This window comes from Lysinibacillus sp. FW12 (assembly GCF_050817245.1).
Lineage (GTDB): Bacteria > Bacillota > Bacilli > Bacillales_A > Planococcaceae > Lysinibacillus > Lysinibacillus irui.
The window spans coordinates 1,574,971-1,591,109 of sequence record NZ_CP139094.1; the positions used below are offsets into that span (position 1 = coordinate 1,574,971).

The 16,139-nt window shown below is 37.7% G+C and carries 15 protein-coding genes; 11 read left to right on the forward strand and 4 right to left on the reverse strand.

Going from position 1 to position 16,139, the window contains the following annotated elements; translation table 11 throughout:
* Positions 1-41 precede the first annotated feature (41 nt).
* From SJW71_RS08060 to SJW71_RS08075, 4 genes are all read left to right on the forward strand, one after another.
* Positions 42-803 carry a tRNA threonylcarbamoyladenosine dehydratase gene (locus SJW71_RS08060; RefSeq protein ID WP_312506738.1) on the forward strand — a complete coding sequence of 254 codons (762 nt, stop codon included), beginning with the start codon at positions 42-44 and terminating at the stop codon, positions 801-803.
* Positions 804-926: 123 nt separating this feature from the next.
* Positions 927-1,313, forward strand: coding sequence for a hypothetical protein (locus SJW71_RS08065; RefSeq protein ID WP_274793883.1), 387 nt, complete (start codon positions 927-929; stop codon positions 1,311-1,313).
* 208 nt (positions 1,314-1,521) lie between these two features.
* On the forward strand, positions 1,522-2,040 hold the full coding sequence (locus SJW71_RS08070) for a hypothetical protein (RefSeq protein ID WP_274793882.1): 519 nt from the start codon (positions 1,522-1,524) through the stop codon (positions 2,038-2,040).
* Between the two features lie 275 nt (positions 2,041-2,315).
* Positions 2,316-3,032, forward strand: a complete 717-nt coding sequence (locus SJW71_RS08075) for a hypothetical protein (RefSeq protein WP_407134129.1) — start codon at positions 2,316-2,318, stop codon at positions 3,030-3,032.
* Positions 3,033-3,099: 67 nt separating this feature from the next.
* On the opposite strand, the gene SJW71_RS08080 is transcribed toward SJW71_RS08075, so the two are convergent.
* Entirely contained in the window at positions 3,100-4,380 is a 1,281-nt protein-coding gene (locus tag SJW71_RS08080) for a replication-associated recombination protein A (protein ID WP_274793880.1), read from the reverse strand.
* A gap of 205 nt (positions 4,381-4,585) precedes the next feature.
* Between SJW71_RS08080 and cymR the strand changes: the two genes are divergently transcribed.
* The 5 genes from cymR (at position 4,586) to SJW71_RS08105 (ending at position 9,829) form a co-directional block, all read left to right on the forward strand.
* Positions 4,586-5,005 (forward strand): cysteine metabolism transcriptional regulator CymR, encoded by a 420-nt coding sequence (cymR, locus tag SJW71_RS08085; protein ID WP_008181126.1) that lies wholly within the window; start codon positions 4,586-4,588, stop codon positions 5,003-5,005.
* Positions 5,006-5,145: 140 nt separating this feature from the next.
* Positions 5,146-6,294, forward strand: a complete 1,149-nt coding sequence (locus SJW71_RS08090) for a cysteine desulfurase family protein (RefSeq protein ID WP_312506735.1) — start codon at positions 5,146-5,148, stop codon at positions 6,292-6,294.
* A gap of 74 nt (positions 6,295-6,368) precedes the next feature.
* Positions 6,369-7,493 carry a tRNA 2-thiouridine(34) synthase MnmA gene (gene mnmA, locus SJW71_RS08095; RefSeq protein ID WP_312506734.1) on the forward strand — a complete coding sequence of 375 codons (1,125 nt, stop codon included), beginning with the start codon at positions 6,369-6,371 and terminating at the stop codon, positions 7,491-7,493.
* 75 nt (positions 7,494-7,568) lie between these two features.
* Positions 7,569-8,228 carry a tetratricopeptide repeat protein gene (locus tag SJW71_RS08100; protein WP_274793877.1) on the forward strand — a complete coding sequence of 220 codons (660 nt, stop codon included), beginning with the start codon at positions 7,569-7,571 and terminating at the stop codon, positions 8,226-8,228.
* Between the two features lie 164 nt (positions 8,229-8,392).
* Positions 8,393-9,829, forward strand: a complete 1,437-nt coding sequence (locus tag SJW71_RS08105) for a DHA2 family efflux MFS transporter permease subunit (RefSeq protein ID WP_312506733.1) — start codon at positions 8,393-8,395, stop codon at positions 9,827-9,829.
* An 84-nt stretch (positions 9,830-9,913) separates the two neighbouring features.
* Here the strand turns inward: SJW71_RS08105 and SJW71_RS08110 are convergent, their stop codons facing one another.
* The 3 genes from SJW71_RS08110 to hisA form a co-directional block, all read right to left on the reverse strand.
* Positions 9,914-10,642, reverse strand: coding sequence for a GTP pyrophosphokinase (locus SJW71_RS08110; protein WP_274793875.1), 729 nt, complete (start codon positions 10,640-10,642; stop codon positions 9,914-9,916).
* Between the two features lie 214 nt (positions 10,643-10,856).
* Complete coding sequence (locus tag SJW71_RS08115) at positions 10,857-11,144, reverse strand: hypothetical protein (protein ID WP_274793874.1); 288 nt, start codon at positions 11,142-11,144, stop codon at positions 10,857-10,859.
* Positions 11,141-11,908 (reverse strand): phosphoribosylformimino-5-aminoimidazole carboxamide ribotide isomerase, encoded by a 768-nt coding sequence (gene hisA, locus SJW71_RS08120; protein WP_312506732.1) that lies wholly within the window; start codon positions 11,906-11,908, stop codon positions 11,141-11,143. Before hisA ends, SJW71_RS08115 begins: the two co-directional genes overlap by 4 nt.
* A gap of 190 nt (positions 11,909-12,098) precedes the next feature.
* On the opposite strand from hisA, the gene recD2 reads away from it, so the two are divergent.
* Positions 12,099-14,528, forward strand: coding sequence for an SF1B family DNA helicase RecD2 (gene recD2 / locus SJW71_RS08125; RefSeq protein ID WP_431811992.1), 2,430 nt, complete (start codon positions 12,099-12,101; stop codon positions 14,526-14,528).
* 151 nt (positions 14,529-14,679) lie between these two features.
* Entirely contained in the window at positions 14,680-16,113 is a 1,434-nt protein-coding gene (gene hpaB, locus SJW71_RS08130) for a 4-hydroxyphenylacetate 3-monooxygenase, oxygenase component (RefSeq protein WP_312506730.1), read from the forward strand.
* Positions 16,114-16,139: the final 26 nt, after the last annotated feature.

Here is a 16,139-nt window from a genome sequence, read left to right on the forward strand (position 1 = left end):
CTAGGTTTACTAATAAAATTTCATAGATGGAGAGTGTCAGGATGTTACATCAATTTTCACGTAACGAGCTCGCAATAGGAACAGAGGGTCTCGAAAAATTAAAAAATACAACGGTTGCCATTCTTGGTGTGGGTGGTGTGGGATCATTCGCTGCTGAGGCATGTGCACGCAGTGGGATCGGCCGCATCATTTTAGTTGATAAAGATAATGTAGATATTACAAATGTCAACAGACAATTAGTGGCATATCTATCTACTGTGGGCAAATCTAAATCAGCTGTAATGAAAGAGCGCATAGCAGATATTAATCCAGCATGTGAAGTGATTGATATGCATATGTTTTACACGGAAGAAACATATGAGGAATTTTTTGCACAAAACATTGATTATGTAATCGATGCAAGTGATACAGTTATGTATAAAATTCATTTAATGAAGGAATGTTTAAAGCGTAATATTCCTATTATATCAAGTATGGGTGCAGCAAATAAAATGGATCCTACTCGCTTCCAAATTGCTGATATATCAAAAACACACACAGACCCTCTAGCTAAAATCATACGTACAAAGCTACGAAAAGACGGAATTCATAAAGGGGTAACCGTTGTATTTTCGGATGAGAGCCCGATTGTCGTTCGACCAGATGTTGTAGAACATGTTGGGAAGCCAGATGCGGCGATCCGCAAAGCAAAGATGCCGCCATCGTCCAATGCTTTTGTGCCGTCAGTTGCAGGTTTAATTGCTGCTAGTTGGGTAGTCAATACCATCTTAAAAGATGTTAAAATTACTCGTGTACAAGGTTAAAACCATACATTGCAACAAACAATATCATGGATTATTTTTGTAGAAGTAGCTACCTTCAATTTTTAGAGGTAGCTACTTTTTCTGTGTTACAATTAGACCGTTCTTAAAAGGAGGCGTAAACAGATGGAAAAAATTTATCAAATGGAATATAGAGGTTTAAATCTTTTCGATGAAATTAGCACAGTAGAGTTAGCTATAGATGAAGAAAAGCAAACCATCCATATTTTTGACGTTGGACAGGTTGTCAGCCCCATTTTTAATTTCGATGTATCGGCTTATGAATTATCAGATGGTTTTTATAAAATGGCGGATGTTCTGCGCCATAAGAAAATATTAACAGATCAATATGTAGAGGGTGATTTAACATTAAGTGAGTGGTTAATTAGGAATAATGCTTATTTTTATACACCAAAAAAGCGCATTAAAAAATATATGCAGGGTAGTATTCTCGAAATTGTTGATCAAGCACAGGAACAATGGTTATTTGATGAATATGTACAAAGGGTATAATTTTACCAAAATAGTTCCTCTTATGTACATAAAATGCTATTAATTCACGAAATTGTCTTATTTTTTTCATGTCTACACTTCTTCATATGGTTTATTGCTATAATTTGAATCATCCATAAGATAATCGATCAGTTTGTTTGGGATGCTATTGCTACTCAATGAATAGCAAAATGTGAAAACAACAAATGACATATGGGAGAGTGGGAAAATGGAAATTCAAGTAATTCGTGATCATTTAGATATTGTTAAACTTCAAGAGAAAATGAATGCCATTGTATTTGACTATTTGGATACCTCCAACAATTATCCGAAAGCCATGAGAGAATTAAATCCTTTATATACACAAGTAACAACATATTATAAGGCGTATATTGATCAGCGTGCTGGAGAATTACCAAGTGCGAATACGTATTGGCATTTATTTATCGATTGCTGTGCAAAATTATGTTACTTTTTAGCTGCATCGACTTATTATTCCTCAAATGCTTTACAAAAAACACCTGAAAAAGTGGAGCGTTTATTAACAATAGCTGCCTATTCTTTACCAAGTATCGAACAGGAAGAGAATGAACAATTATTAACAGATATCTTGGCCCTTTTAGCGGAAGTGCTAGAGGATGAAGAAAAAACGACAATAATACGCGATGAAGTGTTGTCCCAAAAAGGTGATGTGAAGAGCTGTCTAAAACAGTTTAAATTATTTGTTGATCAAGAACTGTCAGCATAGACAAGACTAGACCATCTATTTTCAGAAAATAGCATATTAGACAAGAATCTACATAACTTATTCAATTAATTCTAGCTTTTTCTACAGTGTACGGTGTAGAAGATAATCGATTTACTTGCTTATTAAGTCTTGTAGATTCTTTTTTTATACAAGCATAAAAAAGACATGTTTTTTTAAAAGGTATTTATGAATTTTTGTCGAATTAGTTAAAAAATTGGTAGTACATATGCTCACTCTATTTGATGTTGTCAAACTTATTGGAAGGGGGCTAGGCAATGATAGTAAACGGAATAGAAATAGATCTGGCGAATTTGGAAAAACCACTATTACTAATCAGCGAGGAAGATGAGCATCTATTTCAACGACTTATCCACTCAACGATTGAGCATGAGTTGATTCAATGTCAATTAGCTCTTTCTACAAGAAAATCGATTTCATTAGTCAAAGATATTTGGTTGGCGCTGTATAGGGATCGAGATAAATTATACGTCAATAGCGGTCATGCCATGCTATTTCCAATCCGTTTAATTCTTTTTGAGTTAGTTACACAAGCAGAATACTTTCAACGTTTAGCTAAAAAGTCACGAGATGATGAATGTCTTTCCCTTATTTATGCCGTTATTCTTTTACAATTTGTCTTGCAGTGGTTAAAGGATCGTTTTAGTAACAATCAAGAAGTATATGGTTCATTAAAACTATTATATCGGGTGTCAGATGATGAAGTACTTGATGAGGAGTTTTTTGAAACAAGGGAACAAAAAATTGCAGAAGCAGTTGCTGTAAAAGCCATTCGCTTTGAAGTAAGAGAAAACAATCAAGAGTTCGCAAGTTTATTGTATCAATCGTATAATTTAATTGTTTTTTTGCATAGTAAGGCAAATGAAGAAGATGGAGAAGAATCCATTTTGCCATCGCTTCGCCATATAGCTGAACCTTTAAAACAATTTTACAAGGAACGTTACACAACTAATAACCCGAGCTTTACAGGATGATTGCCAGTGTAGTCTTCATTATAAAAAAAGCAAAGTCACGATTGCTAGTAACTTTGCTTTTGTGCTTTTATTGATGAAATGATTTGAGCTTTTCGTAAATGCCTGCCATTCGTTTTTCTTCACCAGCAATCACCGGTTTATAAAATTCTGTTCCTACAAGCTCATCGGGTAAATATTGCTGATCCACCCAACCGCCAAAAGTGCCAATCGGCGTGTTATGTGGGTATTGGTAGCCGACATGCCCTAAATCTTTCGCACCTTCATAATGAGCATCGCGTAAATGGTGTGGAATATCACCTGTTCTCCCTTCATGAATGGCCGTTATGGCAGCATCAATTGCAGCAATAGCGGAATTGGATTTGGATGATAAACACATTTCAATAACAGCACTTGCAAGTGGTATTCGCGCTTCTGGTAATCCGAGTCGTTCTGCTGCTTGGACTGCTGCCAACATATGAGGGCCGACTTCAGGATTGGCTAAACCTATGTCTTCGTAGGCCATAACAAGGAGTCGTCTGCAGACAGCTACTAAATCACCTGTTTCTAATAAATGCGCTAAATAATATAAAGCGGCATTTGTGTCACTACCTCGTACAGATTTTTGCAAGGCAGATAGTAAATTATAAAAATGAGAACCTTTTTTATCGCCATAAACACCAATGCGGCTAATGAGGTGCTCAATGATGTGGTCAGCTGCAATGGCTTGCCCATCCACCTCATCGCTTGCATAGTAAATAGATTCAAGTAAAGTCAATGCCTTTCGTGCATCTCCATTAGCTGCTCCAGCAATTTGTTCGATTTGAGCATCAGTTAATGCAAAATGATATTTACCAAGGCCTCGTTTTTCATCCGCTAGAGCTTTTTTTATAAGCTCAATTAAATGATCTTTTGTTAGCCGTTTTAGTTGATAAATCTCCCCACAACGTGAACGGATAGCTGGATTCACATCATGGTAAGGATTTTCCGTTGTAGCACCAATCAATACAATGGAGCCGTTTTCAACATGTGGTAATAAAGTATCCTGCTGTAATTTATTGAAACGATGAATCTCATCTAAAAAAAGGAGTACTTTTCCGGAAATTCTAGCTTCTTGTACAATATCTTCCACATCTTTTTTACCAGCACGAGTTGCATTCAGTGCAAAGAAAGGGAGCTTTGAGCTTCCTGCAATAGCATTCGCGATAGATGTTTTACCAATGCCGGGCTCTCCGTATAGCAACATCGAAGGTACATGTTCGTTTTGAATCATTTTATAAAGGGCTGTGTTGGGACCAATGAAATCCTGATGACCAACAATCTCATCAAGGGTTAAAGGACGCATTCGAAAAGCGAGTGGTTCATTGTGCATAATAATTCCCCCTTTCAGTCGTTGTCATGTTTTGCTTCGACCATGTTTTTACGTTAAAATAAAGCGCTGATGGTCATTTTTGAACGAGTATGAATCGCATTTATTAGTATATCATATCCTTCTAGGTGTATTTCCGAGTTCTTCAAGAGGAGATTATGATATACTGTTGGTAGTATTTTTGACTAGACTAATTGAGGGTGATAAAATGAAAATTTCAACAAAGGGCCGTTATGGGCTTACGATTATGATTGAATTAGCAAAGCATTATGGGGAAGGACCTATTCCATTGCGTAAAATTGCTGCGGAAAAAGAGCTTTCTGAAGCCTATTTAGAGCAATTAGTGTCCCCGCTTCGTAATTCAGGCTTAGTAAAAAGTGTACGTGGTGCTTATGGTGGTTATATGCTAGCGAATCCACCTAGCGAAATTTCAGCTGCCCATGTTATTAGTGTACTAGAAGGGCCGATTCAACCTGTAGAGGGTATCGAAAATGAGGAAGCACCACAACGAGAGCTATGGCTTCGTATTCGTGATGCGGTAAAAAATGTATTAGACACAACAACAATTGAAGATTTAGCACAATATACAGAAGAAAATGTAGCAGAAGGCTATATGTTCTATATTTAAAATGTTTAGGCTAAAGCGCTGCTCCCCCATTCTTATCATATGTTGGTTGAAGTAATGGACTTCAAGCTGAATGCTTTTGACAAGCGAATGATAATCAATGTGGGTTCCAGCGCTTTTTATCAAAAAGGAGTTTTTTAAACATGAATTCATATATCTATCTCGATCATGCAGCCACATCTCCGATGAACGGCCAAGTCATAGAAGCGATGACAACTGCTATGCAGCAAGTATTTGGCAACGCATCAAGTATTCATGGAGCAGGTCGAGAAGCACGAAAATATTTGGACGATGCTCGTGAGGTATTAGCCAATTCCATTGGTGCTCAGGCGGGGGAGATTATTTTAACAAGTGGTGGTACGGAAGCTGATAATACGGCTATCTTTGGGACTGTCTATGCCCGTGCGAATGAAGGAAAACACATTATTACAACTCAAGTTGAGCATCATGCGGTGTTACATACTTGTGAAAAACTTGAACGGGAAGGCTTCGACGTGACCTATTTACCAGTAGACCAAATGGGACGTGTAGCGGTGGAGGATGTCCAAAAAGCACTCCGTGAAGATACCGTTTTAGTAACGATTATGTATGGTAATAATGAGGTAGGTACGATTCAGCCTATTGCGGAAATTGGTGAGCTATTGCGTAATCATCAGGCTACATTCCATACAGATGCTGTACAGGCTTATGGCTTAGAGGCGATAGATGTAGACCAATTACAAGTTGATTTATTAAGTGTATCCGCTCATAAAATCAATGGTCCTAAAGGAATTGGATTCCTTTACCAAAAGACGGGCACACCGTTAGCGAGTTATGCTTTAGGAGGCGCACAAGAGAAAAAACGTCGCGCAGGTACTGAAAATATACCAGCTATTATTGGTTTTGCAAAAGCTGTACAAGTTGCAAATGAGTTGCGTGAAGAAAAGCGTTCACTATACAATCACTTTAAGCAAATTATGCTTGATGTTTTTTCACAGGAAAAGTTAGCGTTCCATGTGAATGGCAATGAGGAGCAGTCATTACCGCATATTCTAAATATCAGTTTTGATGGCATGGAAGTAGAATCATTTTTAGTAAATCTTGATATAGCAGGAATTTGTGTATCGAGTGGATCGGCATGTACTGCTGGATCAATTGATCCATCACATGTGTTAGTTGCTATGTTTGGACAAGGTTCAGAGGAATTAAGAAACTCCATTCGATTTAGCTTTGGTCAGGATTTAACGGAAAATGATATTCGACGTGCAGCTGAGAAGACGGCACAAATTGTGAAAAAACTAGCTAAAAAATAATTTGCGAAACGAATGTTATGTTCTACAAATTTTGAAGAACGAACTGTAAATAGATAAAAGAAAAGGTGAACACAATGAAAGAAACACGTGACCCCTCACAAATTCGCGTTGTTGTCGGCATGTCTGGTGGGGTTGATTCCTCGGTAGCTGCATACTTGTTAAAACAACAAGGGTATGAAGTAATCGGGATCTTTATGAAAAACTGGGATGATACGGACGAAAACGGTGTTTGTACAGCAACAGAAGATTATGATGATGTGATAAAAGTATGTAATCAAATAGGTATCCCATATTATGCCGTTAATTTCGAAAAACAATACTGGGATAAAGTTTTCACATACTTTTTAGAAGAATATAAAGCAGGACGTACTCCGAACCCTGATGTAATGTGTAATAAAGAGATTAAATTTAAAGCATTTTTAGAGCATGCCATGAACCTTGGCGCTGATTACTTAGCAACAGGTCACTATGCACGTATTGACCGCAGAGATGACGGGGAAGTCAAAATGTTACGCGGTGTTGATGACAATAAAGATCAAACATACTTTTTAAACCAACTATCACAGGAGCAATTATCTCACGTCATGTTCCCTATTGGTGATATTGAGAAAAAAGAAGTGCGTAAAATTGCAGAAGAAGCAGGATTAGCAACTGCAAAGAAAAAAGATTCAACGGGCATTTGCTTTATCGGAGAACGTAATTTCAAAGAATTTTTAAGTCAATATTTACCAGCTCAACCTGGCAAAATGGAAACGATGGATGGCGTTGTGATGGGACAGCATGATGGTTTAATGTACTATACACTTGGTCAACGACATGGTCTTGGAATTGGTGGAGATGGTGAGCCATGGTTTGTATTAGGAAAAGATTTAGAGCGAAATGTTCTACTTGTAGGACAAGGATTTGACAACGAGTATTCATACTCTACATCTTTAACTGCTGTGAAAATGAATTATACTTCGACAAAAAAATTGCCTGGGAAATTTTCATGTACAGCAAAATTCCGTTACCGTCAAACTGATACTCCAGTAGAAGTTGAAGTTTTACCAGATGGCCGTGCTCATATTATTTTTGCTGAGCCTGTTCGTGCTATCACTCCTGGACAAGCAGTTGTTCTTTATGATGGAGAAGAATGTATGGGTGGCGGAACAATTGACGAAGTCTTTAAAGGTAATGAAAAACTAACATATGTTGGATAGTTTGCGTTAAGACTGCTTTTACTGCCTCTTGGCTTCATAGAAGCAGTCTTTCGCTACATAAGAGGTGAAGAACGAATGAATTTTAATGAACAAGGCATTCAAGCATTTCAAGAAAAACGTTATGAGGATGCTGCACAATTATTTACAAAAGCAATTGAAGCAGAGCCAGAAAATGCTATTGGATATGTGAATTTTGGGAATCTATTAGCGGTGCTCGAAGATACAGAACGTGCTGAGCGTTTCTTTCAGAAGGCCATTACTGTGGATGAAACAGCGGCTACAGCTTATTATGGTTTAGCCAATCTATATTACAATGCAGAACGCTATAATGAAGCAGTGAAGCTTTATGAGCAAGCATTAAAGCATCATATTGAAGGCGCGGATGTCTATTATATGATGGGCAAATGTTTTGAACGCATGGAAAATTCAAAATTGGCATTGCCTTATTTACAACGTGCCGTGGAGCTTGCTCCCGAAGATACACAGATTCGATTAGCCTATGCCATTGTGCTATGTGCGTTAGAAATGTTTGAGGAAGGGAAGAAGGAACTGGATCTTTTAATTGAGCAGGATTGGAATAATGCAGATGCACACTATAATTTAGGTGTACTGTATGCCGTGTCCACAGAACAAACAGAAGATGCGATGTATCATTTGAAACAAGCATTTACATTAGAGCCTGAATATGATCAAGCACGTTATATTTACGATATGATTGCACAACGATTTAACTAATACATGCTAAGCAGCAAGAGCCGAATTGACAACTTGCTGCTTTTGTATTTTATCTCAATCGGTGGTGTTACCGTCAATCTATTACATAAAAATAATCCCTTCCTCTTTTCTTTTCAGTTCAAACTTGGTAATGTATGTCATGCAGGAAAGGAAAAGGTGACAAAATGAATAAAGTATTTACTGCACTATTACTTGTAACAGCACTTGCTGCCATTGAAGGTACCATTGTTAGTACAGCCATTCCAAGTATTACCGCTGATTTATTAGGAGTTGACTTAATAAGCTGGATATATTCCGCTTATTTACTGGCTTCTGCAATTGCCGCCATTATCTTTGGAAAGCTAGCCGATTTATTTGGTCGCAAACGGATGATTATTATCGGAATCATTATTTTTTTAACGGGTTCCATGCTATGTGGCTTAGCACAATCGATGGAGCAATTAATTGTATTTCGTGCGATCCAAGGGATTGGTGCAGGTTCCATTTTACCAATCACATTAACGATGGTTGGAGAGCTGTTTAAATCTGAGAAAGAACGTGCCAAAGGACAAAGCTATTTAAGTATGGTATGGGGCGTGTCTGGCGTGGTTGGTCCTTTATTTGGTGGCTTTATCGTTGACCAAGTGTCATGGCATTTTATCTTTTTCATTAACATCCCATTCGGCTTAGCTTCTATTTATTTAATAGCTAAACATTATAAGGAACAGCTTGAGGCCGTAAAGCGTAAAATTGATTACCTCGGTGCTATGTTATTTACTATTGGTATGGTGGCGTTGTTATTTGTCATAATTGAAAACAGCAAAACGCAGGCTTGGTTATCAAGTCAATCAATTCTTATGTATGGAATCGCAGCTATATTCTTAGGTGTTTTTATTTGGGTAGAGCTACGAGCTGAAGAACCCATTATTCCATTAACACTGTTTAAAAATGGTCGACTCATGGTCATTAATGCCTTAACATTAAGCGCAATGTCTATTGTCATTGGTGTAACAGTTTATATACCGATATTTGCACAAAGTGTTCTTGGAAAAAATGCAACACAAGCAGGCTTAATATTAACACCGATGTCAGTTTTCTGGACGGTGAATTCCATTTTGGCTGGTTATTTAATTGGACGTTTAACGAATAAGCGCATTATTCAAATGGGAACGATTTTGCTTGTTATAGGTACACTATTGCTTGCAAGATTATCTGAAGGCTCCAGTGATTTCAGTGCCTATTTTGGTTCTTCCTTAATTGGATTGGGTATGGGCTTTATTATGCCGATGTTAATGATTTCAATCCAAAAGGTTGCCAATCCAAAGCAACTTGGTATATCTATAGGTTTGAACTCATTTACCAATACATTTAGTCAAGCAATGGGCGCAGCTCTATTTGGGATGATTTTTAACCTTGCAACGAGTGAAAAAATGGCTTCATTGGGCAAAGGTGAAATTCAATTAAATGGGGAATTTGCAAAAGGTGGCTTTAGTCTAGAAGAAATTAGCTTTTTAAAGGAAACTATTGCAAATGGTGTAAGCTATGTATATATAGCTACCCTTATTTTTGCAGTTTGTACCCTGATTTTCTCTTTCTTTGTAGCAACAAAGTCCAAAGCATAGTTTAATTGGAAAATCCACTTGACCTTCTGCGGGAAGGAACATGATTTATTTTTCTCGCAGAACACCAAGTGGATTTTTATCATCTTATTCTTTATTTTTGCTAGGAAATTCTGCTAAATAGTTAGCTAAATGAGAGATAGGGGTACTATCTAACAATGAAGGCTCAGTCTCATTTTCTTTTAAAATATTGATTTCTTTATTTAACCGTTCCATTTTTCGATCTAACTCAGCTGCTTGTAGGGCGGCTTCTTTTAATTCAATTCGTATATGCTCGGGTACTTCTTTGTTATATTTATAATAAATTTTATGTTCCAAGCTTGCCCAGAAATCCATTGCTATTGTACGAATTTGGATTTCTGTATAAACCTTTTCCATATGGTCTGACATAAAGATCGGGATTTTAATAATGAGATGTAAGCTTTGGTAACCATTTTCTTTTGGATGGGCAATATAATCTTTTACCTCTACAACCTCTATGTCATGCTGCGCCTGTAACATGGCGCTTACCTTGTAAATATCCTCTACAAAAGAACAGGTGATCCGAGCCCCTGCTATATCACGGATGTTTTCACGAACGGCTTCCATTGAAGGAGGAAGCTCTTTTTTCATCATCTTCGCTAAAATACTTTTTGGTGTTTTTACACGTGTCGATATATGCTCAATTGGATTATATTCGTGTATTAACTTAAATTCTTCTTGTAAGATATTAATTTTCGTCTCCACTTCTTGTAGGGCAAATTTATAGGCTAAAAAGAAGCGTGTGAGTTCAGTTTGAAATGACTTTAAAGAGTTTACTTCAAATTCGGTTTTCATACCTCATAAATCCTTTCTCTTAGTAAAATACTTATTATTTGTGCGATGGTTCGTTTATGTAGCTTTTAATGTAGTAGGCGATGATACTCCAATACGCTTATATGCTATACAATATAGAACTCCCATTACAAATAAAAGGTTTCAGAAAGACAAGAATGGATTAATAGGATGAGAAGTGGGGATTAAACAATGGGGAATGAGTTGCCCCTTTATTTTAACTAATAATTTCAGCATTTAAGTTATAACGCTTATTAAACTCATCTACAAAAACTTGTAAATCTATATAGGTTCCAATATAAGGTTCGGTTTCTTGATCACGTAAGAAGCCACATGTAGCCTTTAATGATTTTGAAAACTCTAGTAACATTTGCTCGTTATCCAGTTGTACGTGAATCGCAAGAGAATCGTCCTTTTTATTAACCTTGAAATATTTTCCGTCAATGATACGTTCTAAATTCGTTTCTTGAAAAGGGAAAACAAAATCCTTATAAATTAGCTTCACAAAATCCCGTCCTTTTTACAATATTTCACTACATCTGTATATGGTAAATCTCCGCCAAAAAGAGAGAGGGCACTTCCGATGGTCACATGCAGTTTTCCGTTGGCTAATAGGTTAAATTTTTCTAAGTCTTCAACTGAACGAACACCGCCAGCGTAAGTGGTTGGGATGGAAGTCCAAGCAGCTAAATCCCGTACCAAACTTTCTTGCATTCCGCCTTTTTTCCCTTCCACATCAACAGCGTGAATTAAAAGTTCATCACAAAACTGCTCAATATAGGCTATGGACGTTGCATTGACTTCGAAATGACTAAATCTGGTCCATTTATCTGTTACGACAAACCACTTTCCATCACGCATCTTACAACTGAGGTCAATGACGAGACGTTCTTTACCAATTAATTGGTTTAAATGTTTTAAACGTATTAAATCTAGCTGACCATCATGAAAAATATAGGATGTGACAATGACATGTGAAGCCCCTGCATCTATAAATTTTTGTGCATTTTCAGCTGTAATGCCACCGCCAATTTGTAAGCCTTGGGGGTAGGCAGCTAAAGCAGCTAAAGCGGCTTCTTCATTTCCTGAACCAAGCATGATGACGTGACCACCCGTTAACTGATCTTTTGCAAACAGTTGAGCAAAGTAGCTAGCATCATGATTAGAAATATAATTTTCTACGACGGCTTGATCCGTATACCCTAGAGTGCTCCCGACAATTTGTTTTACTTTGCCTTCATGTAAATCGATGCAAGGTCTAAATTCCAATGACTTCACAATCCTTCCGTGCTACTAATTCATATTCATCATAGCATGGAACGATAGTAAAAGGCGGAGAATTGTCATTTGTCAAAATAATGTAAAAATAAAGAGAGGAAAACATTTTTCTCTACGATATTTTTCCTAGGCTATGGTAAAATAAAAAGATTGAAAACAATTAAGAAAGGACGATCCGAACATGACAGATCATTTAGATTTATTCGAGCTCAATAAATTTTTTATACTCGGACGTCCAATCGTCTCCATTTTTCATAATGCACAAAATATGTATTCGATTGTACGTGTGAAAATTCAAGAGACAAACTTACAATATGAAGATAAAGAGATTATCGTTGTTGGTTATTTTCCACCGCTACAAATGGATGAGCAATATCGTTTTACAGGGATTTTAAAGCAACATCCTAAATATGGAGCTCAATTTCAAATTGAGACTTTTACAAAAGAGGTACCTGCAACCGAACAAGGCATTATACATTACTTATCCAGTGATTTATTCGTAGGAATTGGGAAAAAAACGGCTGAAACGATTGTTGAAAAATTAGGAGCTAATGCACTCCGTGTTATTTTGGAAGATCCTAGCGCGCTCGATGCTGTACCACGGCTATCTACTGAAAAAAAAGAAGTGATTCATCGCACCATTGAGCAAAACTTAGGCTTAGAACGAGTGATGATTCAGTTAAATGAGTGGGGCTTTGGACCACAGCTCGGGATGAAAATTTATCAAACCTATCGAACTGAAACAATTGAATTATTAACAGAAAATCCATACCGTTTGATTGAAGATGTTGAGGGGGTTGGTTTCTTTCGAGCTGACGAATTAGGTGCGAAATTAGGCATTACTGGCAAACATCCCGATCGTGTCAAAGCAGCGATTTTCCATGTTTTAAATACGGCTGCATTATCGGATGGACATGTATATCTTGATGCTGAAGATGTTTTGCCCCTCGTTAAGGATATGCTTGAACAAAGCCAACGACAGGAGATCCCATTTGAAGACATTTCTAAAGCGTGTATCGAACTGCGTGAAGAGGGAAAAATTTGTGGTGAAGAAACTCGGTTATATTTACCATCACTTTATTTTTCTGAGGTAGGCATTGCATCGAAAATTGTTTCGCTCATTGAACGAAATAATAAGGCGGAGCATTTTAGTAAAGATGAAATTCGTAAAGCTATTGGTGAAACAGAGGAGTTACTTAATGTTACCTATGCCGAAACACAGGCCAATGCTATTGAGCAAGCCTTAAATTCAGCGGTCATGATTTTAACGGGCGGCCCTGGGACTGGGAAAACGACTGTTGTCCGTGGAGTCGTTGAAGTATATGCAAAGCTGCATGGCTTATCATTAAACCCAAAAGAATATGCGCAAAAAGAGGAGCCTTTTCCAATCATTCTTTGTGCACCAACTGGACGTGCTGCTAAAAGATTAGCTGAATCGACTGAACTTCCTGCAATGACTATTCATCGACTACTTGGCTTTACAGGGCAAGAAAAAGAAGAAGAGACAGAGCGTGAGGTGACAGGCAAGCTGATTATTGTGGACGAAATGTCCATGGTGGATACATGGCTTGCTCATCAGTTATTAAAAGCATTACATGAAGATGTTCAGGTTGTCTTTGTAGGTGACCAGGATCAGCTTCCACCCGTAGGTCCAGGACAGGTGTTAAAGGATTTATTAGCATCCAAGCAATTGCCGACGGTTGAATTAACTGATGTCTACCGGCAAGCTGAAGGTTCTACGATTATTGAACTTGCCCATCAAATAAAAAAAGGAACCATTCCCAATGATCTTACAGCCAAAACATCAGATCGTTCATTTATTAAGGCTTCAGCTGATCAGGTTGCGAATGTCGTTACGCAAGTTGTAAAAAGTGCGGTGGCAAAAGGTCAAGAAATTCGTAATATTCAAGTGCTAGCCCCCATGTATAAAGGACCTGCTGGCATTGATAATTTAAACAAAATGATACAAGAGCTCATCAATCCAAATGATACGGGTACTCGAAAAGAGCTTGTCTTCGGTGATGTCACCTATCGGATAAAGGATAAAGTCCTGCAGCTAGTCAATCAACCTGAAAGTAATGTTTTTAATGGTGATATGGGGGAAGTCATAAGTATTATTAAGGCGAAGGAAACAATAGAAAAGCAAGATTTACTAGTCGTTTCCTTCGATGGTATTGAAGTAACCTATCAACGTAGTGATTTAAATCAATTGACATTAGCCTATTGTTGTTCAATCCATAAATCACAAGGCTCTGAGTTTCAAACCGTTATTATGCCTGTTGTCAGAGGATATTCAAAAATGTTGCGTCGTAACCTTTTATACACAGGCATTACACGTGCAAAAAATTTCTTGATACTTTGTGGCGAACCTGATGTGCTGGCAGATGGCTTACAGCGTACGGACGATCTACAGCGATTCACTTCCTTACGAGCTAGACTCAACCCAATGGATCTGAATGATGAGATTATTGAAGTCGAGGCAGTCTCAGTGGAAGAAGAAGAGAGTAAAGAGCTATCCAATGAACAAAAGCTAACGGCAGAAACAGCACCTTATATTCATCCGATGATTGGTATGGAGGATATCTCTCCGTATGATTTTTTGGATGACTAAAGTAGTTACCTCGATCAATAAGAACATGTACCCGATTAGACTGACAGTATCTAATCGGGTTTTTTCTACTTAGCTGTGTCGTCACCTAATTTTTGGACATTTCATATACTAGATAAGTACAAAAACATAGGAAATGTATAGGGGTGACAGTATGGCAATAATGACAGGGCAGCAGTATATTGAGCGCATTGATGCTTTGAAAACGTATATTTCGATTGATGGAGAAGTTGTGACAGGAAAGGTGTCAGAACATCCTGCCTTTAAAGGGGTTATGCAAAGTCAAGCGAAACTTTTTGATCTACAACATCAAAGGGCACTTCTTGAAAAAATGACATACGAATCGCCAACTAGTAAAGAGAGAGTCGGCATGTCATTTCTTCAGGTTTTGACCCCAGAAGATCTTGTGAAAAGACGCCAAGCTGCAAGGGAATGGGCCTTAGCATCTAACGGTTTTTTAGGAAGAAGTCCTGATTATATGAATACGACGTTAATGGCCCTAGCTTCTGCATCAGATTTTTTAAAAGATAAACCAAACTGTTTTCCTGAGCATTTACTAAAGTTTTATGAGTATGCTCGTGAAAATGATATAACGATGACACATACCTTTATCGAACCACAAGTGAATCGTCAGCGCTACTACCATGAAAATGAAGATATTACGATTGCGGCAAAAATTACCGAGAAGACAAGTGAAGGTTTAGTCATTAAAGGGGCAAGATTATTAGCAACACAGGGTGGTATAACAGATGAATTGCTCGTTTTATCTACAAATGGCTATGATGAAGGAAAAGGTTTCGGCTTTTCTATACCGAGTAATACGAAGGGCTTAAAGTTTTTATGTCGACAATCTTTTGTAGGCGGACATTCTACTTTTGATCACCCTTTGAGTGCTCGTTTTGAAGAAATGGATGCGATCGTTGTATTTGATGATGTAGTTGTCCCATGGGATCGTGTTTTTTACTATGAAAATGTCGACGTTGCTAATCAATTTATGAATGTGAGTGGATTCCAGGCCTATGGCTTGCATCAAGTACTGTCTCGTCAAATTGCCAAGACGGAGTTTATCCTAGGGGTCATACAATCAATTGTGGATACAATTAATATTGGAGAATACCAACATGTACATCAAAAAGTGGTGGATGTCATTGTGGCTTTAGAAACGATGAAAGCATTACAATTAAAATCAGAAATAGAGGCACAGAGAGATTTGTTTGGCTTTATACGACCTGACCTATCCACGCTACAGGTCGCGATTCAAATTTTCCCGAAAGTGTATCCAACCTTCACAGATATTGTCCAGCTACTTGGGGCAAGCGGTTTAATGTCTATACCAAGTGCAAAAGCATTTGCAACAGATGACGGTGATCTTGATCACTACTTACAATCAATCCGAGATACAGGCGAAGAGCGAGTAAAAAAGTTCCGTTTGGCTTGGGATTTAACGATGAGTAGTTTTGGCACAAGACAAACACTTTATGAACGCTTTTTCTTTGGTGACCCTGTACGTTTAACTAGCCTGCTCTATCAGTCTTATCATCGGGAGCATTTCGTTCAGAGAGTGGAAGATTTCTTGAAGAGTGATTGATTAATTGTTTGACAGTTGTGATTGTA

Excerpts from the sequence above, each read along its gene's own strand:
- hpaB (WP_312506730.1), top strand. The coding sequence starts at position 14,680 with ATGGCAATAATGACAGGGCAGCAGTATATTGAGCGCATTGATGCTTTG.
- SJW71_RS08110 (WP_274793875.1), bottom strand. The coding sequence starts at position 10,642 with ATGAAAACCGAATTTGAAGTAAACTCTTTAAAGTCATTTCAAACTGAA.
- SJW71_RS08105 (WP_312506733.1), top strand. The coding sequence starts at position 8,393 with ATGAATAAAGTATTTACTGCACTATTACTTGTAACAGCACTTGCTGCC.
- SJW71_RS08080 (WP_274793880.1), bottom strand. The coding sequence starts at position 4,380 with ATGCACAATGAACCACTCGCTTTTCGAATGCGTCCTTTAACCCTTGAT.
- recD2 (WP_431811992.1), top strand. The coding sequence starts at position 12,099 with ATGACAGATCATTTAGATTTATTCGAGCTCAATAAATTTTTTATACTC.
- SJW71_RS08090 (WP_312506735.1), top strand. The coding sequence starts at position 5,146 with ATGAATTCATATATCTATCTCGATCATGCAGCCACATCTCCGATGAAC.
- SJW71_RS08065 (WP_274793883.1), top strand. The coding sequence starts at position 927 with ATGGAAAAAATTTATCAAATGGAATATAGAGGTTTAAATCTTTTCGAT.
- SJW71_RS08100 (WP_274793877.1), top strand. The coding sequence starts at position 7,569 with ATGAATTTTAATGAACAAGGCATTCAAGCATTTCAAGAAAAACGTTAT.
- cymR (WP_008181126.1), top strand. The coding sequence starts at position 4,586 with ATGAAAATTTCAACAAAGGGCCGTTATGGGCTTACGATTATGATTGAA.
- mnmA (WP_312506734.1), top strand. The coding sequence starts at position 6,369 with ATGAAAGAAACACGTGACCCCTCACAAATTCGCGTTGTTGTCGGCATG.
- SJW71_RS08060 (WP_312506738.1), top strand. The coding sequence starts at position 42 with ATGTTACATCAATTTTCACGTAACGAGCTCGCAATAGGAACAGAGGGT.
- SJW71_RS08075 (WP_407134129.1), top strand. The coding sequence starts at position 2,316 with ATGATAGTAAACGGAATAGAAATAGATCTGGCGAATTTGGAAAAACCA.
- SJW71_RS08070 (WP_274793882.1), top strand. The coding sequence starts at position 1,522 with ATGGAAATTCAAGTAATTCGTGATCATTTAGATATTGTTAAACTTCAA.